The 19,636-nt window shown below is 62.3% G+C and carries 22 protein-coding genes; 15 read left to right on the plus strand and 7 right to left on the minus strand.

Annotated elements, in window-relative coordinates; translation table 11 throughout:
* Nucleotides 1-26: 26 nt before the first annotated feature.
* From AC1RJW_RS25645 to AC1RJW_RS25660, 4 genes are read left to right on the plus strand one after another with little or no spacing between them, the layout of a single operon-like run.
* On the plus strand, nucleotides 27-134 hold the full coding sequence (locus AC1RJW_RS25645) for a cytochrome oxidase small assembly protein (RefSeq protein WP_216354567.1): 108 nt from the start codon (nucleotides 27-29) through the stop codon (nucleotides 132-134).
* On the plus strand, nucleotides 131-703 hold the full coding sequence (locus tag AC1RJW_RS25650) for a cytochrome c oxidase assembly protein (protein ID WP_493047423.1): 573 nt from the start codon (nucleotides 131-133) through the stop codon (nucleotides 701-703). Before AC1RJW_RS25645 ends, AC1RJW_RS25650 begins: the two co-directional genes overlap by 4 nt.
* A 9-nt stretch (nucleotides 704-712) precedes the next feature.
* On the plus strand, nucleotides 713-919 hold the full coding sequence (locus tag AC1RJW_RS25655; RefSeq protein ID WP_034749002.1) for a DUF2970 domain-containing protein: 207 nt from the start codon (nucleotides 713-715) through the stop codon (nucleotides 917-919).
* 40 nt (nucleotides 920-959) lie between these two features.
* Nucleotides 960-1,820, plus strand: a complete 861-nt coding sequence (locus AC1RJW_RS25660; protein WP_493047424.1) for a cytochrome c oxidase subunit 3 — start codon at nucleotides 960-962, stop codon at nucleotides 1,818-1,820.
* Nucleotides 1,821-1,943: 123 nt separating this feature from the next.
* Here AC1RJW_RS25660 and AC1RJW_RS25665 read toward each other — a convergent pair whose 3' ends face one another.
* Complete coding sequence (locus AC1RJW_RS25665) at nucleotides 1,944-2,144, minus strand: twin transmembrane helix small protein (RefSeq protein WP_046683386.1); 201 nt, start codon at nucleotides 2,142-2,144, stop codon at nucleotides 1,944-1,946.
* Between the two features lie 36 nt (nucleotides 2,145-2,180).
* Here AC1RJW_RS25665 and AC1RJW_RS25670 point away from each other — a divergent pair, with 36 nt between their 5' ends.
* The 6 genes from AC1RJW_RS25670 to AC1RJW_RS25695 are packed head-to-tail and all read left to right on the plus strand — an operon-like array spanning nucleotide 2,181 to nucleotide 7,345.
* Entirely contained in the window at nucleotides 2,181-2,927 is a 747-nt protein-coding gene (locus tag AC1RJW_RS25670; protein WP_493047425.1) for an SURF1 family protein, read from the plus strand.
* On the plus strand, nucleotides 2,908-3,537 hold the full coding sequence (locus AC1RJW_RS25675) for an SCO family protein (RefSeq protein ID WP_493047426.1): 630 nt from the start codon (nucleotides 2,908-2,910) through the stop codon (nucleotides 3,535-3,537). The genes AC1RJW_RS25670 and AC1RJW_RS25675 overlap by 20 nt, the downstream gene beginning before the upstream one ends.
* A gap of 18 nt (nucleotides 3,538-3,555) precedes the next feature.
* Nucleotides 3,556-4,731, plus strand: coding sequence for a COX15/CtaA family protein (locus AC1RJW_RS25680; RefSeq protein ID WP_493047498.1), 1,176 nt, complete (start codon nucleotides 3,556-3,558; stop codon nucleotides 4,729-4,731).
* The gene (gene cyoE, locus AC1RJW_RS25685; RefSeq protein ID WP_070222556.1) at nucleotides 4,732-5,631 is read left to right on the plus strand and encodes a heme o synthase; all 900 of its coding nucleotides are present in this window, start codon (nucleotides 4,732-4,734) and stop codon (nucleotides 5,629-5,631) included.
* The gene (locus AC1RJW_RS25690; protein ID WP_493047427.1) at nucleotides 5,628-6,221 is read left to right on the plus strand and encodes an SCO family protein; all 594 of its coding nucleotides are present in this window, start codon (nucleotides 5,628-5,630) and stop codon (nucleotides 6,219-6,221) included. The genes cyoE and AC1RJW_RS25690 overlap by 4 nt, the downstream gene beginning before the upstream one ends.
* 44 nt (nucleotides 6,222-6,265) lie before the next feature.
* On the plus strand, nucleotides 6,266-7,345 hold the full coding sequence (locus tag AC1RJW_RS25695) for an AI-2E family transporter (RefSeq protein WP_493047428.1): 1,080 nt from the start codon (nucleotides 6,266-6,268) through the stop codon (nucleotides 7,343-7,345).
* Here the strand turns inward: AC1RJW_RS25695 and AC1RJW_RS25700 are convergent.
* From AC1RJW_RS25700 to nhaR, 3 genes are all read right to left on the minus strand, one after another.
* The gene (locus tag AC1RJW_RS25700) at nucleotides 7,342-8,682 is read right to left on the minus strand and encodes a hemolysin family protein (RefSeq protein ID WP_070222551.1); all 1,341 of its coding nucleotides are present in this window, start codon (nucleotides 8,680-8,682) and stop codon (nucleotides 7,342-7,344) included. The two genes, AC1RJW_RS25695 and AC1RJW_RS25700, sit on opposite strands and share 4 nt — an antisense overlap.
* 120 nt (nucleotides 8,683-8,802) lie before the next feature.
* The gene (locus tag AC1RJW_RS25705) at nucleotides 8,803-10,137 is read right to left on the minus strand and encodes an MFS transporter (RefSeq protein ID WP_070222549.1); all 1,335 of its coding nucleotides are present in this window, start codon (nucleotides 10,135-10,137) and stop codon (nucleotides 8,803-8,805) included.
* Nucleotides 10,138-10,260: 123 nt separating this feature from the next.
* Nucleotides 10,261-11,175, minus strand: coding sequence for a transcriptional activator NhaR (nhaR, locus tag AC1RJW_RS25710; RefSeq protein WP_493047429.1), 915 nt, complete (start codon nucleotides 11,173-11,175; stop codon nucleotides 10,261-10,263).
* 117 nt (nucleotides 11,176-11,292) lie between these two features.
* Between nhaR and AC1RJW_RS25715 the strand changes: the two genes are divergently transcribed.
* The 5 genes from AC1RJW_RS25715 to AC1RJW_RS25735 all read left to right on the plus strand — a co-directional run bounded on the left by AC1RJW_RS25715 (nucleotide 11,293) and on the right by AC1RJW_RS25735 (nucleotide 14,762).
* A complete protein-coding gene (locus tag AC1RJW_RS25715; protein ID WP_493047430.1) occupies nucleotides 11,293-12,366 on the plus strand; it encodes a DUF475 domain-containing protein in 1,074 nt (357 codons plus the stop codon).
* 131 nt (nucleotides 12,367-12,497) lie between these two features.
* Nucleotides 12,498-13,073, plus strand: a complete 576-nt coding sequence (locus AC1RJW_RS25720) for a TerD family protein (RefSeq protein ID WP_070222543.1) — start codon at nucleotides 12,498-12,500, stop codon at nucleotides 13,071-13,073.
* A gap of 73 nt (nucleotides 13,074-13,146) precedes the next feature.
* Nucleotides 13,147-13,842, plus strand: coding sequence for a TIGR00266 family protein (locus AC1RJW_RS25725; RefSeq protein WP_493047431.1), 696 nt, complete (start codon nucleotides 13,147-13,149; stop codon nucleotides 13,840-13,842).
* A 39-nt stretch (nucleotides 13,843-13,881) separates the two neighbouring features.
* Nucleotides 13,882-14,463 (plus strand): TerD family protein, encoded by a 582-nt coding sequence (locus tag AC1RJW_RS25730; protein WP_070290121.1) that lies wholly within the window; start codon nucleotides 13,882-13,884, stop codon nucleotides 14,461-14,463.
* Nucleotides 14,464-14,543: 80 nt separating this feature from the next.
* A complete protein-coding gene (locus AC1RJW_RS25735) occupies nucleotides 14,544-14,762 on the plus strand; it encodes a hypothetical protein (protein ID WP_034784905.1) in 219 nt (72 codons plus the stop codon).
* A gap of 85 nt (nucleotides 14,763-14,847) precedes the next feature.
* Here the strand turns inward: AC1RJW_RS25735 and AC1RJW_RS25740 are convergent, their stop codons facing one another.
* The 3 genes from AC1RJW_RS25740 to AC1RJW_RS25750 form a co-directional block, all read right to left on the minus strand.
* Complete coding sequence (locus AC1RJW_RS25740; RefSeq protein ID WP_493047432.1) at nucleotides 14,848-16,488, minus strand: patatin-like phospholipase family protein; 1,641 nt, start codon at nucleotides 16,486-16,488, stop codon at nucleotides 14,848-14,850.
* Nucleotides 16,489-16,572: 84 nt separating this feature from the next.
* On the minus strand, nucleotides 16,573-18,855 hold the full coding sequence (locus AC1RJW_RS25745; protein WP_493047433.1) for a CPBP family intramembrane glutamic endopeptidase: 2,283 nt from the start codon (nucleotides 18,853-18,855) through the stop codon (nucleotides 16,573-16,575).
* A complete protein-coding gene (locus AC1RJW_RS25750) occupies nucleotides 18,852-19,580 on the minus strand; it encodes an ABC transporter ATP-binding protein (protein ID WP_493047434.1) in 729 nt (242 codons plus the stop codon). Before AC1RJW_RS25750 ends, AC1RJW_RS25745 begins: the two co-directional genes overlap by 4 nt.
* Nucleotides 19,581-19,636 lie beyond the last annotated feature (56 nt).

A 19,636-nucleotide genomic window follows, 5' to 3' on the forward strand; every position in this document is an offset into this window, starting at 1 on the left:
GGCCCGTCTTGAATAAAGTGCCTGTCATGACCGAACGTAAAAAACCGAACAACCTGCGTACCGGGCTGATCTTGGCCGCCCTGGCGGCCTTCTTCTTCCTGTCCGTGTTCGCCAAGCGGCTGTGGCTGACGTGACGACGCCCCACCAACAGGAAACACGCGGCCTGAACCGCAAGATGCTGGGCAAGCTGCTGGTCATTGCCGTGCTGATGTTCGGCTTTGGCTATGCCCTGATTCCCGTCTACAAGCAGATTTGCGAAGTGATGGGCATCAACGTGCTGACGCAAAAAGATGGCACGGTGGCCTACGACAACAATACGCAAGTCGATAAGACGCGCAGCATCACTGTCGAGTTCGACGGCAATGCGCAGGGCCCATGGCGCTTCCGCCCGACCGTGTCGAGCATGCAGGTGCATCCGGGCGAGCTGGTGACCGTCCTGTATGAAGTGGTCAACACGCAAAACCGCGTCGTCAATGCGCAAGCCATCCCCAGCTACGCGCCGCAGAGCGCCACGCCGCATTTCAAGAAGGTCGAGTGCTTCTGCTTCAAGCAGCAGACCTTGAAGCCCCACGAAGCCCGGCAGATGCCGGTGGTGTTCTTCCTCGATCCGGCCCTGCCGCAAGAGGTGAAGACCATCACCCTGTCGTACACGTTTTTCGAGATTGCCGGTCTGAGCCAGGCTCAGACGCCGGCCGTCCAATAGGAGAGTGCCATGGGCGAATCCAAGCAGCCTGAAAAAGCGTCGTTCCTGTATTCGCTGCGCGCCGTCGTGTGGTCGTTCACGGGACTGCGCCGCAAGAGCGATTTCGACACGGATTCGGCCAAGCTCAATCCCGTGCACATCGTCATCGCCGGCTTCCTGGTGGTGGCTTGCCTGATCGGCATCCTGATTTCAATTGTTAAATTCGTCGTTTTATAAATTATAAAAAACCACCCTACAAGTTTTTGAGGAGATGATGATGAGTTCCAACCACGCCGCCGTACCCTATTATTTCGTGCCCGGCCCGTCGCGCTGGCCCATGCTGGGCGGCGCCAGCCTGCTGCTGACCATGGTCGGCGCCTCGGCCTGGGTCAACGACGTCTCCTGGGGCCCGTACGTGAACTACCTGGGCATCGCCGGCATCCTGCTGGTGCTGTATTTCTGGTTCGGCGACGCCATCAGCGAATCGGAGCAGGGCCTGTACAGCGAGCGCATCGACCACTCCTTCCGCTGGAGCATGAGCTGGTTCATCTTTTCGGAAGTCATGTTCTTCGCCGCCTTCTTCGGCGCCCTGTTCTATGCGCGCAGCATTTCCATGCCATGGCTCGCCGACCTCGACCACAAGGTGATCTGGCCCGATTTCGCCGCCCACTGGGGCAACACGGGCCCGGCCGGCACGGTGCAGGAATTCACCACCATGACGCCGTTCTGGATTCCGACCATCAATACGGCCCTGCTGCTGACGTCGGGCGTCACCCTGACCATTTCCCACCACGCGCTGCGCGCCGGCCACCGCGCCATGACGGCCTTGTTCCTGTTCGCCACCATCGTGCTGGGCGCCATCTTCATGGGCTTCCAGGTCTACGAATACATCCACGCCTACAGCGAACTGAACTTGAAATTGACGTCCGGCATCTATGGCGCCACCTTCTTCATGCTGACGGGCTTCCACGGCTTCCACGTGACCCTGGGCGCCATCATGCTGTCCGTCATCCTGTACCGCGTGCTGAAAGGCCACTTCACGCCCGATCACCACTTCGGCTTCGAAGGCGCCGCCTGGTACTGGCACTTTGTCGACGTCGTCTGGCTGGGCCTGTACGTGGTCGTGTATTGGTTATAATGGCGGGGCAGGGCGCGCGTTGCTAAAGCGTGCGCCGGCACCATAAAAAAAAGCCGTACCGGGACATCCTGGGTACGGCTTTTTTCTTAGCGTGAAGAATTTGCCAATCAGGCAAGAAGAAGCTTAATGTATGCCCGTCGGCTGGATGTAACCCAGATGATGCGCCAGCAGGATCAGCAAAAACAGGGTGATCGACAGGCCCACGCGCAGGGCCAGCGCCTGCACGGTGCGGTTGCTCTTGCCCTTGTCGCGCATGAGGAAGAACAGGGCCGAGCCCAGGCTGCCCAGGATCAGGATGAAGGCGATGGCAACGAGGATTTTCATGGATGGTAGCGCCCGGCTTGAGGAGGTTTCATTGTAATGCGTATCCGCTTCCATTTTAGATGGATTCCATTTGTTGTAATGCTGCTACTGGTGGCCCTGGGGGTGTCGCTGGCGCAATGGCAGCAGCGCCGTGGCGATGAAAAAGTCGCCCGCGCCGCCAAACTCGAGGCGGGCAACCAGGCCGCGCCGCTGGCCTTGACGGCCGCGCCCCTGCTGCCGGACGATGCGCAAGCGATCGAATACCGCCGCGTTACCGTCACCGGCCATTTCGTGCCCGCCTGGACGCTCTACCTGGACAACCGCCCCTACAAGGGGCAGGCCGGTTTCCACGTGCTCACGCCATTTCAAATTGACGGTTCCCCCATGCACGTGCTGGTGGCGCAGGGCTGGTTGCCGCGCAACAATGCCGAGCGCACGCGCATTCCCGATTACGCCACGCCGGCCGGCACCGTCACCATTACGGGCATCGCGCGCCTGAACGCGGGCCATGTGATGGAACTGGGCACGGCGCCGGCCCTGGCGCCGCACGCCATCGTGCAAAATGCCGATATCGGCCAGCTGGCGCAGGCCAGCGGCCTGGCCTTGCAGCCATTTATCCTCGAACAAACAGTCGACCCAGCAGCGGCGCCAGCGGCCAGCCAGCTTCCCGTGCGCGACTGGCCGGCGCCTGACCTGGGCGCCGACAAGCACCGCGGCTATGCTTTCCAGTGGTACGCACTGGCACTGATGGCTTTTTTATTTTTTGTCTTTACAGGATTTCGACGTGCAAACAAACAGCCCTGAAGCAACGCAAGACAACAGCAACAAGCAGCTGCAAAATACGGGACGGTGGAAACTATTGGCCGTGGTGGCCGTGTGCGCGTTTCCCATCATCGCCTCGTATTTCACGTATTACATCATCAAGCCCACGGGCCGCAACAACTACGGCGCCCTGATCGACCCCCGCTTGCACCCGATACCGGAAGCGCAGCTGCAGGTGACGGAACTGGACGGCAAGGCGTCGCCGCTGGCCCAGTTCAAGGGCAAGTGGGTGCTGCTGCAGACGGGCCCGTCCGATTGCCAGGAAGCGTGCAAGAAGCAATTGTTTGACATGCAACAACTGCGTTTGATGCAAGGCAAGGAACGCGAACGCCTGGAACGGGTCTGGCTGGTGACGGATGCGCAGCCGCTCGACACCCTCGTGATGCGCGAATTCGACGGCACCAGCATGCTGCGCGTGAATAATGACGCCCTGAAGGCCTGGCTGCCCGTGGAGCCGGGCGGCAAGACCAGCGACCACTTGTATTTGATCGATCCGCTGGGCAACCTGATGATGCGCTTCCCGAAAGACGCGGACCCGAACAAGATCAAGAAAGACATCGCCAAGCTGCTCAAAGCTTCGGCGATCGGTTGAGGAGTCTGCATGCCGACGATGCATCTCTCCGCGCTGGCCCAGCTGGGCTTGACGGGTCTGCTGGTGGCGCTGCTGCCGCTGACCATGGTCTGGGTGTCCGCGGACGCCAATAAATACCGCAAGCTCGTGTGGATCGCCGTCTTTTTGACGGTCGACCTGATCATGTTCGGCGGTTTTACGCGCCTGTCCGATTCCGGCCTGGGCTGCCCGGACTGGCCTGGTTGTTATGGTTCTGCCAATCCTTTCCTCGCGCACGAACACATCGTGGCGGCGGAAACCCTGATGCCGACGGGCCCCGTGACGGTGGTGAAAGCCTGGATCGAAATGACGCACCGCTACCTGGCCATGGCCATCGGCGTGCTGATCGTGGCGATGATGGTGCAGGCGTGGCGCCAGTGGAAGAAAAACAAACGCGAGGAATTCGCCCCGGCGCTGCCGACGGCGCTGTTCCTGTTCGTCTGCCTGCAGGGCGCGTTCGGCGCCTGGACGGTGACATTAAAACTGCAACCGGTGATCGTCACCATCCACTTGTTGCTGGGCATGGGGCTGCTGGCCATGCTGACGTGGCTGGGCGGGCGCCAGGATTATGCCGTGCAACCCTTGCTGCGCGCCGATGCGGACGCTGCCGTGCTGCGCCCCGTGCGCGCGCTGGCCGTCATGTCGCTCGTGCTGCTGACGGTGCAGATCGCGCTGGGCGGCTGGGTGAGCACCAACTACGCCACGCTGGCCTGCACGGATTTCCCCCTGTGCGGCGGCAAGGTCATCCCGGAGATGGATTTCGAGCATGGTTTCCACCTGTGGCGCGAACTGGGCAAGACGGCCGCCGGCCACTATCTGCCGTTTTCCGCGCTGACGGCCATCCACTGGGTGCACCGCAACTTCGCCTTCATCGTGCTGGCCGGCATCGGCTATACCGTGTGGCGCGCGTGGAAACTGCCATCCCTGCGCGGCACGGCCCGCTGGGTAGCGCTGGTGCTGGCCTTGCAGGCGGCCACGGGCCTGGCGACCATCTACCTGAGCTGGCCATTGTCGATTGCCGTCCTGCATAACGGCGGGGCGGCGCTGCTCGTGTTGTTGCTGACCATGTTAAACTACAAGGCTAAATTCCAACTCGATGTAGCGCGCAATGTTCAGCGCGCTTGCGCCGCCGCGCCAGTGCCCTCGGCACCAGCCAGTTCTTCCCGTACCGCATAAATGACTACTCAGACCATCAGCCGTAAACCATCTCCCCGCATCGCCCAGTACTGGGCGCTGACCAAGCCCCGCGTGACGCAACTGGCCGTATTTTGCGCCGTCATCGGCATGTTCCTGGCCAGCGAGGAGTTGCCTGACTGGCACGCGGTGGTGTTCGGCACCATCGGCATCTGGCTGCTGGCCGGCGCCGCGTTTGCCGTCAATTGCCTGGCCGAGCGCGAAATCGATGCGCGCATGGCCCGCACGGCGCGCCGCCCGATGGCCATGGGCGACATCACGGTGAAACAGACGGTGGTGTTCGCGCTCGTGATCGGCGGCCTGGGCATGGCGATTTTGTATCACCTCGTCAATCCGCTGACCATGTGGCTGACTTTCGTCACGTTTGTCGGCTATGCCTTGATCTACACCATGGTGCTGAAACCCGCCACGCCGCAAAATATCGTCATCGGCGGCCTGTCCGGCGCCATGCCGCCCGCGCTGGGCTGGGCCGCCGTCGCCAACGACGTGCCGATGCAGGCGTGGCTGCTGGTCCTGATCATTTTCGTCTGGACGCCGCCGCATTTCTGGGCGCTGGCCATGTACCGCCGCGACGATTACGCGCGCTCGGGCTTGCCCATGCTGCCCGTCACGCACGGCATGCAATTTACGCAATTCCACGTCTGGCTGTACTCGATCGCGCTGGCCGCCACCACCTTGCTGCCGTACGCCGTGCGCATGAGCGGCCTGATCTACCTGGCTGCGGCCGTGGTGCTGAATGCCGGCTTCCTGTATTACGCATGGAAGATGTATCGCCATTACACGGACTTGATCGCGCGCAAAGCGTTTACGTTTTCCATCATCTACCTGGCATTGCTGTTCGCGGCCTTGCTGGTCGATCACTATATTCCCCTCGGCACATGAAAAAATACCTGACCTTGTTGTTGGCGGCCGCCCTGGTCGCCGTTCTCGCCGGCTGCGGCAAGCCTGCCGCACCCAAGCTGGCATTCAAGAACACGGACGTGACGGGCCTGGGCTACGCGCGCGAATTCGCGCTGACGGACCACACGGGCCACCCGCGCACGCTGGCCGACTACAAGGGCAAGCTGGTGCTGATGTTCTTCGGCTATACGCAATGCCCGGACGTGTGCCCCACCACCATGGCCGACATGGCGCAGGTGATGCAGGAAATGGGCCCGCAGGCGGACCAGGTGCAGGTGCTGTTCGTCACCGTCGACCCCGAGCGCGACACGCAGCAATTGCTGGCGCAGTACGTGCCCGCCTTCGACAAGCGCTTCGTGGGCCTGTATGGCAGCCTGGAAGCGACGGCCAGGGTGGCCAAGGAATTCAAGGTGTATTACGCCAAGGTCGAGGGCGAAACGGACAGCAGCTATACGGTCGACCATACGGCCGGTACCTATGTCTTCGACCGCGAAGGCAAGATCCGCCTGTTCGTGCGGCACGGCGAAAAGCCTGCCGCCATCGCGCACGATCTTAAACTTCTGCTATCCTGACCCGGTCGCGCCCCCCCGGGCGCCATCTTCAGGATACGCAGTACATGGACAAACGTTTCGAGCCCCACGCCCGCCTGGCAGCCATCATCTTCCTGTTGATCGGCTGCTTTTTCGTCTTGCGGCCCTTCCTCGCCGCCATGCTGTTTGCCGCCTGCGTGGGCATTTCCAGCTGGCCCCTGTACCTGCTCCTGCTCGAGCGCCTGAAGGGCCGGCGCAACTGGGCGGCCGCCATCATGACGCTGTCCCTGATCCTCGTCATCGTGCTGCCGCTGGCCCTCGTCACCTACAACCTGGCCGACAATGTCTCGCGCATCTACGAGCAGATCCGCGCCGCGCTGGAAGCGGGCGGCCTGCATCCGCCCGCCTGGCTGGCCAGCATTCCCGTGGTGGGCGAAACCATCGCCGGCTACGTGGAGCGCCTGCTCGCCGACCGCGAGGAATTATTGAATTTGGGCAAGACCATGCTGGAGCCGGCGCGCCATTTCCTCGCTTCCGGCGGCATCCTGCTGGGCACGGGCCTGGCGCAGACCAGCCTGGCCGTGTTCGTCAGCTTCTTCCTCTACCGCGACGGCCAGCAGCTGAGCCGTGCCTTGATGACGGGCGCCGGCCGCATCATCGGCGACAGCGCGCCGGGCGTGGGCCTGACCATCAGCCGCACCGTGCGCGGCGTCATGTACGGCTTGCTGGGCACGGCGCTGGCGCAGGCGCTGGTGGCCGTGATCGGCTTCCTGATCGCCGGCGTGCCGGCCGTCGCGCTGCTGGGCGTGGCCACCTTTATCTTTTCGCTGATCCCCGTCGGTCCGCCCCTGATCTGGGGCGGCGCCGCCATCTGGCTGTTTTCAGATGGCCAGACGGGCTGGGGTATTTTCATGCTGGTGTGGGGCGCCTTGCTGATCAGCGGCGTGGATAACGTGGTCAAACCCATGCTGATCAGCCGCGGCAGCAGCCTGCCGTTCCTGCTGGTGCTGCTGGGCGTGCTGGGCGGCGTGCTGGCCTTCGGCTTCGTCGGCATCTTTATCGGCCCGACCCTGCTGGCGGTGCTGTACAGCCTGCTGCAAACGTGGACGGTGGGGGAAACCACCGTGCCGCAGGGCAAGGATACGCTTACCTTGAAAAAAGACTAATCACGTAGATCGGCATCGAGATCCCGTTCCTGCTTGGGAATCACCTTGATCAGCACGATACGCGGGCCGTTCATCTTCTTGACGACGATGTCGAAGTCGACAAAGGTGATGCGCTGGCCCTGCTTCGGGATGTCTCCCAGCTTGACCATGATCAAGCCGCCCACCGATTCCACGTCGTCCAGCCCCAGCTCCTCGTTTTCGATATCGATGCCGAGGATGCGTTCGAGCGAGAAGATGGGCAGGCTGGCCTTGCCGATCAGGGTGCCGTCGCTTTGCTTGAGCCAGTCGTTTTCATTGCGGCGGAATTCGTCGCGGATTTCGCCCACCATGGCACCGAGCAAGTTATCGAGCGTGATGAAACCCAGCGGGCGCTTGCCCTTTTCGCCGATCAGGGCGAAGTGCGGCGCGCCGTCGCGGAAGCGGCGGAACAGTTCCAGTGCCGGCGTGCGCGCGGAAATGATGTCGACGGGACGCAGGAATGGCGTGAGCGAGGTGATCGGTTTACCCGCCTGCTGGGCAAAGAACAGGTCCTTCAGGTGTACCACGCCCAGCACGTCGTCTTCATTCGTGTCGAAATACGGGTAGCGGCTGAAGCGGTTGCGCAGCACCGTGTCGAGGTTTTCTTCCAAGGTGCTCGAGGCGTGCAGGGCGATTACTTCATTGATCGGGCGCATCAGGTCCGACACCGTCATTTGTTCGAAATCAAGCGACTGCGCCAGGATGTTGCGCTCGTCGCGCGTAAATTTCTCGCCCGGCTGGCTGGTGCGCAGGATCAGCTTGAGTTCTTCGGACGAGTAATGGGCATCGTGGCCGCCCTTGCCGGACAGGCCCGCCAGGCGCAGCACCCAGTTGGCGCTGGCGTTGAGCAGGTAGATGGCCGGGTACATGGTCCAGTAGAAGCCGTACAGGGGAATCGCGCTCCACAGGCCGACGGCTTCCGGGTTGCGGATGGCCATCGATTTGGGCGCCAGTTCGCCCACGACGATGTGCAGGAAGGAAATCACGCTGAAGGCGAGGACGAAGGAGATGCCGTGGATCAGCTCTTGCGAGGTGACGCCGATGGCGCCGAACAGCGGCTCCAGCAAGCCGGCAAACGCCGGTTCGCCGACCCAGCCCAGGCCCAGCGAGGCCAGCGTGATGCCCAGCTGGCAGGCCGACAGGTAGGCGTCCAGCTGGCCATGCACCTTGGCCAGGATGCGGCCCCGCAGCCCTTGCGTCTTGGCGATGGCGCGGATGCGCGTGCGCCGCAAGGTGACGATGCCAAACTCGGCGGCAACAAAAAAACCGTTCAGCGCGACCAGGAAGAGGGCGAGCAGGACTAGCAAGACATTGTGCATGGGGGCGCTGAAGATGGGCTGTAAAAACGTCATCTTAAACGACGAAGGCCGGCATAGCCTAATTTAGCCGCGCGCCCCGCCCGTGCAGGCGGGCGCGCGCGGCCGGTCTTGCACGCTTGTTCAGCCTTTGGCCGCCGTTTGCGGCCCGCCGCGCATGGCAAACACCATGACGGCCGAGACGATGGCGGGAATGGCGACGACGAGGAAGATCGTGCTGTTGGGCCAGTTCAGGCGGATCAGCTCGCCGCCGAGCACGGGGCCGATGATGGAGCCGATGCGGCCCACGCCCAGGCTCCAGCCGATGCCCGTCGAGCGCAAGGTGGTCGGGTAGTAGCTGGCCGCCAGGGCGTTGACGGCAGGCTGGCCGCCCACCACGCAGAAACCGGCGATGAAGATGGTGATGAAGAGGAAAGCCAGCGACACGTCCGGACGGCCGATCAGGGCAATGGCGACTGCAGCGACCAGGAAGCAGGGCAGCAGGATGCGGCGGAAGCTGGAGCGGTCGATCAGCTGGCCCATGACGAGGGTGCCGATGGTGCCGCCCACTTGCAGGGCCGTGCCCGCCAGCACGGCGTTGGCCGTCGACAGGCCCGCTTCCTTGGCGATGGTCGGCAGCCAGTTGGACAGGAAATACAAGTTCAGCAAGTTCATGAAGTTGATGACCCACAACAAAATCGTCATCTTGGCGCGGCCGCCCGTAAACAATTGCAGCACGGGCGCTCCCTTGTGTTCCTTTTCATGCACGACGTATTGCGTGTCGGCCGTGATGTTGACGGTGGGATCGATGCGTTTGAGCCACTTGGCGACTTTATCCAGCTTGCGTTTCTTCAATACCAGAAATTGCATCGATTCCGGCAGCAGGAAGAACATCAGCACGCCGATCACCAGCGGCACCACGCCGCCCACGTAAAACACGGATTGCCAGCCGAAGGCGGGAATCAGCGCGGCCGACAGCAAGCCACCGAGCACGGCGCCCAGGGTAAAGCCGCACGAGACCAGCATCATCAAGGTGACTTTCTTGCGCAGGGGGCTGTATTCGCCGGCCAGCGCCATGGCGTTCGGCATCACGGCGCCCAGGCCCAGTCCCGTGATAAAACGGATCAGCTGCAATTGTTCGATGTTCGTCGCCAGCGGCGTGACCAGCATGCACAGCGAAAAGAAGATGGTCGAGCCGATCAGCACGGGACGGCGGCCGAACTTGTCGGCCGTGATGCTGAAGACGAGCGAGCCGACCAGCATGCCCAGCAGGCCCGCGCCAAACACGGGGCCGAGGTTGGCCTTGCTGACATGCCAGTCGGCAATGATGGCGGGCGCCACATAGCCCATCGCCTGCACGTCGAAGCCATCCATGATGACGCACAGCCCGCACAGGATCAGCATGCCGATCTGGAAGGAGCCGATCCTGTTGTTATTGATGAGATCGGGAATATCGATCGTCTTGCCTGCCGTGGACATGGTGCCGCTCCTGTTTTTTATGGTAATCGCGCCCTGCCGGCGAGGGATGGGCGCGTGTTTGTCTCAGGCTTTATTACAATCGCTTTTGATTGATTATTCAAACGTTATTTTCGAATGGATTTATCAGGTTTCCTTGTGAATCTTCGGGTGGCCCTGGATGGCGGCCAAAATGACATCGAGCGCCGGATGCATGATCTTGCGTTCGTTCGAAATCACATAAAACTGTTCGCGCAGGGAGGAGGCGTCACCGACCAGCACGGCGCCGAATTGTTCCTCGATATCGGCCGCCAGGCTGGCCGGGGCAAAGAACAGGCCCAGGCCCTTGCGGCCAAAGGCGTTGAGCATGGCGTTGTCCTCGAATTCGCCGACCACGTCGGGGCGCACGCCTTGCTGCACCATCCATTCATCGATGCGCCCGCGCAGGGCGTTATTGCGCGCCGGCAGCAGAAACGGCGCGCCGTGCAGGCTGTGCGGGAAATTGCCGCGGTACTGTTCCGCCAGCGCGGGGATGGCGAACAGTTTCATGGCGCTTTCGCCCCACAGGTGGCTGGACACGCGCAGGCTGGCGCCGGCCGGCACGGCACGGTCCGTCAAGACCAGGTCCAGCTTGTGCAGGGCCAGGTCGGCCAGCAAGGATTCGAATTCGTCTTCCAGGCACACGAGCTTGACGGGCTGGTCCAGGCTGCGCGTGGCGTCGAGCATGCGGTAGGCCATCAGTTTCGGCAGGGAATCGGAAATGCCCACCGTCAGGCGCATCTTTTCCGCGTCGGTGTCGGCCAGCGCATCCTGCATCTGCTCGCCCAGCAAAAAAATCTGGTCCGCGTAGCCGAGCGCCAGGCGGCCCGCTTCCGTCGGCACCAGGCGGCGCCCCTGCGGCTGCAGCAGGGAGCGGCCCAGCTCCTTTTCCAGCAGGGCCAGCTGGGTGCCGATGGTTTGCACGGCCAGTCCCAGCCGTTCGGCCGCGCGCGTCACGCCGCCTTCCTTGGCGACCACCCAAAAGAAGTACAAATGGCGGTAATTGAAGCCCGTGGTTTTCATCGCTGCATCCTCTATCTTCTGTTTTTACGAAGTAATACTTCCATTATCTTCTATTTTTAAATGTGTCACACGTCCCTATACTACGTCCCATTGAATGTAGATAAAGGGGAACTATCGATGAAACATTTCAGAGTGTCATTTTTAGTGACATTTATCTGCCTGGGCATTTCCGCCTGGTGGGGTTACACGCACGGTGGCGTGCAGACGATGCTGGCGGCGCTCGGTATCGCGGTGATCCTGGGCGTGATGGAAGTCTCGCTGTCGTTCGACAACGCGGTGGTCAACGCTTCGGTGCTGAAGAACTGGGACAAGTTCTGGCAGAACCTGTTCCTGGGCGTGGGCATCATCATCGCCGTCTTCGGCATGCGTCTGCTGTTCCCGCTGGTCATCGTGGCGCAAGCGGCGGACCTGGGCTTGATGGAAGTATGGAATCTGGCACTGAGCAATCCGGAGCAGTATTCGATGCACCTGACGAATCACCACGCGGAAGTGGCGGCTTTCGGCGGCATTTTCCTGCTGCTGGTGTTCCTGAACTTCCTGCTGGACTCGGAGAAAGAAACGCACTGGCTGGGCCGTATTGAAGAAAAACTGGGCGCGCTGGGCAAAATTTCGTCGATTTCCGTGATGATCGCCCTGGGCACGCTGATGGTCAGCCTGTCGATGATCGAAGAAGGCCAGAAACTGGTGGTCCTGACGGCCGGCCTGTGGGGTATTTTGACCTACGTGGGCGTCGATGTGATCAGCGGCTTGCTGGAAGGCGATAACGGCGACGGCAACATGGGCGACATCATCAAGCGCGGCGGTATTGGCGGCTTCCTGTACCTGGAAGTGCTCGACGCCTCGTTCAGCTTTGACGGCGTGATCGGCGCGTTCGCCATCACCAAGGATGTCGTGATCATCATGCTGGGCCTGGCAATCGGCGCGATGTTCGTGCGCTCGATGACGGTGTTTCTGGTGCGCAAGGGCACGCTTGACGAGTTCGTTTATCTGGAACACGGCGCGCACTATGCGATCGGTATCCTGGCCGTGATCATGTTGGTCAGCATGAAGTTCCACATTCCCGAGATTTTCACGGGTCTGATCGGGGTGGCCTTCATTCTCGCCTCGCTGTGGTCGTCAATCCGCCACAAGCGCAGGATGGCCCTCGAAGAAGGCCAGACGGAAGCGCTGGAAGCGGTCAAGGCAGTGTAAAGAATGCGCGGCAAACGACTACACCCGTTTGTCGGCAAGTTGCAGCAAGCGTCGCCGCCGGCCTGGGGAGTCAGGCCGGTGGAGGACGCCAGGTGTTTGGTCATACACAACCCACATAGGAGAAATACATCATGGCAATCAGTCTGCAAAAAGGCGGCAACGTCAACCTGAGCAAGGAAGCCCCTGGCATTTCGAAGATGATCATCGGCCTGGGCTGGGATGCCCGCGCCACCGACGGCGCCGCGTTCGATATCGACGGTTCCGTGTTCCTGCTGAAGGCCGACGGCAAGGTTCGCGCCGACGTCGACATGATTTTCTACAACAACCTGAAGTCGAGCGACGGTTCCGTCACCCACTCGGGCGACAACACCACGGGCGCCGGCGATGGCGACGATGAAACCGTCGTCGTCGACCTGGCCACCGTGCCGGCCGAGATCGACAAGATCGCCGTCTGCGTCACGATTCACGATGCCGAAGCGCGCAAGCAAAACTTTGGTATGGTATCGAAGGCGTACGTGCGTTGCGTGAATGCCAACGGCAACACGGAAATCGCCCGTTTCGACCTGTCGGAAGACGGCTCGGCGGAAACGGCGATGGTCTTCGGCGAAATCTACCGCAATGGCGGCGATTGGAAATTCAAGGCCATCGGCCAGGGTTACAAGGGCGGCCTGGGTCCACTCGCAGCATCGTTCGGCGTCGGCGTATAAGTTGTAAATAATCAAGGCGGTCCGCAGCGCGGGCCGCCGCCATCACCATCATCGTTGAGGAAGGAACAGTTGAATGCCGGTTTTTAATGTAACAGGGGACGTCGACCCGTTCCTGCATGTGTCGCTGGCCAAGGGTGAGAAGATTTATTGCGAATCCGATGCGATGGTGATGATGGAAACCAATCTTGAGCTGAAAGGCAAGATGACGGGCGGCATAGGCGCTGCGCTGATGCGCACCTTTGCCAACGGGGAATCGTTCTTTCAGCAGCATATCGAGGCCATGCGGGGCGACGGCGACTGTCTGCTGTCGCCCACCTTGCCCGGCGCGATGCGGGTGCTCGAGGTTGGCAGCCAGCAATACATGATCAGCGACGGCGCCTTCGTGGCGGCCAGTGCTGGCGTGGAATTGAAGGTGCGCACGCAAAGCCTTGGCAATGCGCTGTTTGCCCAGAGCGGTGGCTTTTTCATCACCGAGACGGCAGGCAGCGGCCAGTTGGCGGTGTCCGGTTTTGGCGCGATGTCGGAACTGGAAGTGACGCCTGGCAAGGACGTGGTGATCGATAACTCGCACGTCGTATGCTGGGACAACCGCCTGCAGTACGAAATTTCCATCACGACCGGCAGCAGCGGCGGCTTTCTGGGTAATTTGATCAATAGCCAGACCAGCGGCGAAGGCATGGTGCTGAAATTTTCAGGCACGGGAAAAATCCTCGTGTGCTCGCGCAACCGCGCGGCCTTCCTCGCCTGGACGCAAAGCAAGCCGGCGTAACTAATATTTGATGTAACCAAGCAAACAGGAGCTATGCGTATGTCTGTCAATTTGAGCAAGGGCCAGAAGATTTCTCTGGACAAAGAAGCTGGTACCACCCTGACCCGTATCACCATGGGCCTGGGCTGGGATGCGGCCAAGACCAAGGGTTTCCTCGGTTTCGGTTCGAAGACGGAAGCCGTCGACCTGGACGCGTCGTGCGTCATGTTCGACGAGAACAAGGGCACGTCCGACATCGTCTGGTTCCGCCAGCTGAAAAGCAAGGACGGCAGCATTGTCCACACGGGCGACAACCGCACGGGCGCGGGCGATGGCGACGACGAACAGATCAATGTCGATCTGTCGAAGGTGCCGGCGCACGTGAAAAGCCTGGTCTTCACCGTCAACAGCTTTACTGGCCAGAACTTCTCGCAGGTGGAAAACGCCTATTGCCGCATCTTGAATGCGAGCAATAACCAGGAAGTCGCGCGTTTCAACCTGTCTGTGCAAGGTTCCCACACCGCACAGATCATGGCCAAGCTGTACCGCCATAACGGCGAATGGAAGATGCACGCCATCGGAGAAAACGGCAACGGTCGGACGTTTGACGACTTGATGCCCCAAATCTCAGTGCATCTATAAGGAGCAGTACGCAGCGGGCGGGGGACGGACCGGATACCGGCCCTTGTCCGCTGCTCTATTTTGAAGGAGAGTATGTCGTGATGCGATTGCTGATAGCCTTGCTACTTCCGTGTCTCACGTTTTTCATGCTGGGGCGCCCGCTGGCCGGTGCCGCCGCCTTGATCTTGCAGTGCACTGTGATCGGCTGGGCGCCGGCGGCCCTGTGGGCCCTGTACACGGTGAACCAGCATAAGACGGAGCAGGAACTGGAAGGTGCGTTAAGCCGCAGCTACATGCGCAGGCGTAGTCGCTTGATTTAAGGTCGATTGATCTAAATCAACCGGGCGCCAGGAATCCTTGCGCTAAAGCCCGCACGAGTGATCGTGCGGGCTTTTTTGTGCGCGCTCACTTCTTGCAGCGGATCGGCACGTTCACGGAGTTGCCATCCGAACTCAGGTTGCGGTACTGCAAATCTTCGCTTTCGATGGCGAAGCGGGGCACGGCGTGCACGTAGCGCTGCTTGCAGACGGTGTCGTCATTGATCAGCTGGCCCGCCAGCATGTAGTCGCACAGGGCGAAGCGCGATTCCTCGTCGTCGAGGATCAGCACGCGCGCGGCGCTGTACAGGGCCGATTGCAGGACGTCCGGGCTGCAGTTTTCCGGACCCGTCAGCTTCAGATGGGTTTTCGTCTGCGTGGCCAGGCGCTGCAGCTTGACGAGGGCGGCGCGTTCTTCCTTGCGCGCGCCGTCGACTTGTGCATCGCCGCTGGACAGGCGCAGCGCCAGCGAGGCGATCTGGTCGATGGAAATATGCCAGGCAAAGCCTTCCAGCCGCGTGCGGATCTGGCCCGGCAGGGGATCGGCCGCATCGACTTCGCAGCGGTACTGGCCCAGGTGGGGGCGGCACAGCACGGGGATGGCAAAGGCCGAGGTGCGCTTGCCCTTGACGAATTTCTGGCTCAGGTCGCCAAAGTTTTCGTGCGTGATGGTATCGAAGCGGGCTTGCCCAAAGCCCATCTTGACGAGGTTTTCCTTGCGCTGGCGTGAAAACAGGGCGTCGACGGCATCGTAGATATTCTTGTTGAAGATGCGGTCCAGGGGCTGGCGTTCGTCCGACATCTTTTCGAAGACGGCGCTGGAATTGGGCGCGTTGGCATCGATGGAAATGAGGATGAAGGGCTTGCTGTTCAGGCGCGGCGGCACGACGGCCATGTCGTTGCCATACAGCTGCGTCAGGGCCACGTCCCACAGGGTTTCCACGCCCAGGTTGTCGGCCGCGCCGCCGTCGAACAGGTGTACATAGGACGGCGATTCGCGCGACTCGGAACCGAGTTCCGGCACGAAACTGTTTTTCGGACGGAAACGCTCGAAGGTGACGGAATCGAACACGCCGGGAAAGGCGGCCGAAGTGGCCACGGCCGTGGCCAGGCGGATATCCTGGATCGGCGAATGCAGGGTACCGTAAAAATACTCATAGGAAAACACCACGCGCTTGCCGCCATCGGTGGCGTCCGTCGCGTTGGCCAGGAAGATGGGGCCGTCGTGCGGCAAGTCCTGGTAGGTTTTCTTGTCGTACAGCACATCGTCGAACACGTCGGACAGGAAGGAGGTGCGCGTCTTGTTCGTGAGCAACATCGTCGTCAGGTTGGCGGGTTTCAAAATGGTCTGGCCGAAGAAATCCGTTTTCAGCTTGCTGCGCAGCAAGGGCCAATCCGTCTGCTTGCCATGCAGCGCGTAGTAGCCGCCCGCGATGGCGCCGCCCGAGACGCCGGAGATGGCCGAGGCGCCGCTGACGAGGCCGAACTGCTCCAGCTGTTCCAGTGATGCCGCCGAGAAATTGGCCGCGCGGCTGCCCCCGCCGGACAGGGCGATGCCGATGAAGTGGTCGTTGGGCATGGGCTGCTGGATGCGCGCCTTGGGCGCGTCGATGCGCAGGCGCGGCGTTTCCTGCACGGTGAACGTGCGGTTTTCCACGCCGCTGTTGGGGCGCAGGGCGAGTACCGTGCAGCCGCTCAGCAGCGCAACGAGGATAAATGGTGCAAACAAGCGTGGATTCATGCGTGATCTGTGCGTAGTCATTGGTTGGGATACGGACGGAAACGTGTGCGATTCTAGCAAACTTGCCGGTGATTAAGCATGCAGCTGATATGCGAGGAAGGCGGCGTTGTAGCCGGCGTGTACCAGCATGGGCGCCAGCAGCGCGCCGCTGCGCTCGTACGCGAGGCCCGCACACAGGCCCAGCACGAAGGCGGGCAGCATGGCGGCGGGCGGATGCATCATGGCAAACAGCGCGGCGGCGATGCCGATCGCCTGCCAGGCGGGCAGCGAGCGGCGCAAGCCGCCCTGCAGCAAGCCGCGGAAGAGGAATTCCTCGCACAGGGGCGCGGCCAGCAGCGTCAGTCCCGCCAGCCACAGTCCGTTGCCATTGATATGCATCAATGGCGAAGCGGCCGGCGGCAACAGGGCCGCGCAGCCGATGCCGGACAGCGCAGCGATACAGGCGCCCGCGCCTCCCCAGCGCCACGGCTGGCGGCCCGCTCCGATGCGCGGCACGCCCGCCGTCCCGGCGCGCCAATACACGAGGCGCAGCAGCACATACGTGAGCACGCCGGCCACCTGGTCCTTGAGCAGGATCAACAGCAGGGTTTGCAGAATGAAAAACAGCATGGCGGCGATCAGGCCATCGGCCGCCGCTATTCTGGGCGGCGGCGAGGCGGCGGGATCGAGCAGGTAGGGCAGCGCATCGCGTGCTTTTTGCCACAGGGCCAGGGCCAGCGCGACCGTGAGCACGATAAACACCAGTTGCTGCACGGCGCTGCCGGCCGCCAGCGCGGCGATGTACAGGCCGGTCAGCAACAGGTACAGGTACATATATGTGGGGCGTATTTTCGCCGTCGTTTCCGTGGCCAGCGGGTCGCTGGCAAACACGCCCAGCGCCACGGCGATCATCGAATACAGGGGGATGCCGGCCAGGGCCAGCAGCATCAAACCCGCCATGTCCCACCGCCAGGCGTCTTGCCAGGCCAGCGCCGCGCCGAACAGGATGACTGGATACAGCAGGGCCAGCACGGCCCACAGCTGCGCCTTTTGCCGTAGCGCCTGCTCGACGGAGACGGGAAACGTGTACAGCAGCCACAGCGCGCCGCCTTCCTTGTTGATGGTCTGGAAGGCCGACATCATCAGCACATAGCTGCCGAGGAAAAAGCCCGTCGATGCCAGCAGGGCGGGGCTGGCCAGCAGCGCGTGCAGGTCGCGCGCCTGGCCCGAGAATACGGCCTGGCCGCCGAGGATGAGCAGCGGCAGCAGCAGGGTTTGCACCATGAAGTTACGGTCGCGCATCAGCAGGGTCAGTTCGCGGCGCTGGATCACCGTGCCGATGCGGGCGCGCCACCGGCCAGCGGGCGCCGCGGGCGAACGCTTGCGGCTGGCTTCGCGCTGGCCCGCGCCCACGACGCCATGGCGCAATTGGCGCCGCAGCATCGCCATGCCCAGCCACATCAGCAGCAGCACTTGCGCCAGCAGCACGATGGCTGGCAGCGGCAGGGCCGCCACGTCAGGGGCATTGAGCAGCCGTACCAGCAGGCCCGGCGGCGTCCAGCCGCTCCAGGCGGGCATGGCTGCGGCCCAGCCATGGGCAAAGCCGCCCGCGCCCATGCCGAAAGACATGCCCATATACATGGGAAATACCCCGGCCACCGAGAGCAGCGCCTGCAGGTTGCCCAGCCGTGCGGGACTGAGCGACAGGCGCAGGCCCGTATCGACCAGTGTGCGCAGCATGGCGGCCAGGGCCAGCAGGAGCAGGCTGGCCGCCAGCCCGGACAGTGGAGAAAGCCAGCCCTGGTCCGAGTACCAGGCGATCATGGTGGTGCTGGGCCACAGGGCCAGCAGGCCGGCCGGATTGACGACCGTGCGTTCGAGCACGCGCGCCCACAGCAGCGTGGCTTTGTCGACCGGCAAGGTGACCAGCCATTCCAGGTCCCAGTCCGGTTTCGACAACTCTCCCATGCCCAGCGGAAACAAGACGCTGACCAGCCACAGCAGCATCAATTGCAGGGTCAGGCCGCCTGCCAGCGCCGTACTGAACGGGTGCCCGATCAATTCGGCGATGACGGGCGCCAGCAGGCGTTCACCTGCCTGCATGCTGCCTTGCGCTTGGCAGGCCGCCACCTGGTCGAGCAGGCAATGCATGTTCAGTACGCCATGGCGCGCGATGGTGCCGAAGGAAAACAACATCGGCAGGAACAGCAGCACGCCCGGCAGCCAGCGGCCCCGTTTCTTGCCCGGCGTGGCGGGGCGGCCCTGCCGGGCCTTCCTGAAGGCGAAGCCCCGGCCGCTGACGTTGAGCAGGCGCTGCAGGCGCAAGCGTGTCAGCAGCCAGATGGCGCGCCAGGCGGTGAGCGGCACCGGCGTCATGCGGTTTCGTCGGTGAGTTGCAAGAACAGGTCTTCCAGGCTGCCGTCGCTGGACAGTTGCTGGCGGATATCGTCCAGGCTGCCCGTGGCCACCAGGGCACCCCGATGGATGATGGCGACCCGGCTGCACAGCTTTTGCGCCATGTCCAGCAAATGCGTGGATACAAAGATGGTGGTGCCGGCGGCGGCGCGGCGCAACAGGCGTTCCTGCACGTCGCGCGAGGCGCGCGGGTCGAGGCCGTTGATCGGTTCATCGAGGATCAGCACGGCCGGATCGTGGATCAGCGCGCATGCCAGGCCCAGCTTTTTCTTCATGCCCAGCGAGTAATTCACGGCGAAATCCTCGGCCGCTTCGTCCAGGCCGAATTCCGTCAACAGCCGCGCGGCGCGGGCAAGCGCTTCCGCGCGCGTAAAACCATGCATTTCCGCCACGAATTGCAGGATTTCACGGCCCCGCAAATAATCGTAAAAGATGGGGGTGTCGGGCAGGTAGCCCACCTTGCGCTTGACGGCGGCGCCGTCGCGGTGGCAATCGAGGCCATCGACCAGCACGCGGCCGGCGCTGGGCACGAGGATGCCCATCAGCATGCGGATGGTGGTGGTCTTGCCGGCCCCGTTCGGGCCCAGGAAGCCGAACACTTCTCCTTTGCCTACCTGCAAGGTCAGCGGCTTGACGGCCTCGAACGTGCCGTAGTGTTTGGACAAGCCTTCGAAGGCGATCATCATGCATCCCAAAAAACATAGCGTGCAGGATGATAGCCCGATACGGCGCCGCCGGAGCG

It is taken from the genome of Janthinobacterium sp. GW822-FHT07A03, from assembly GCF_058798815.1.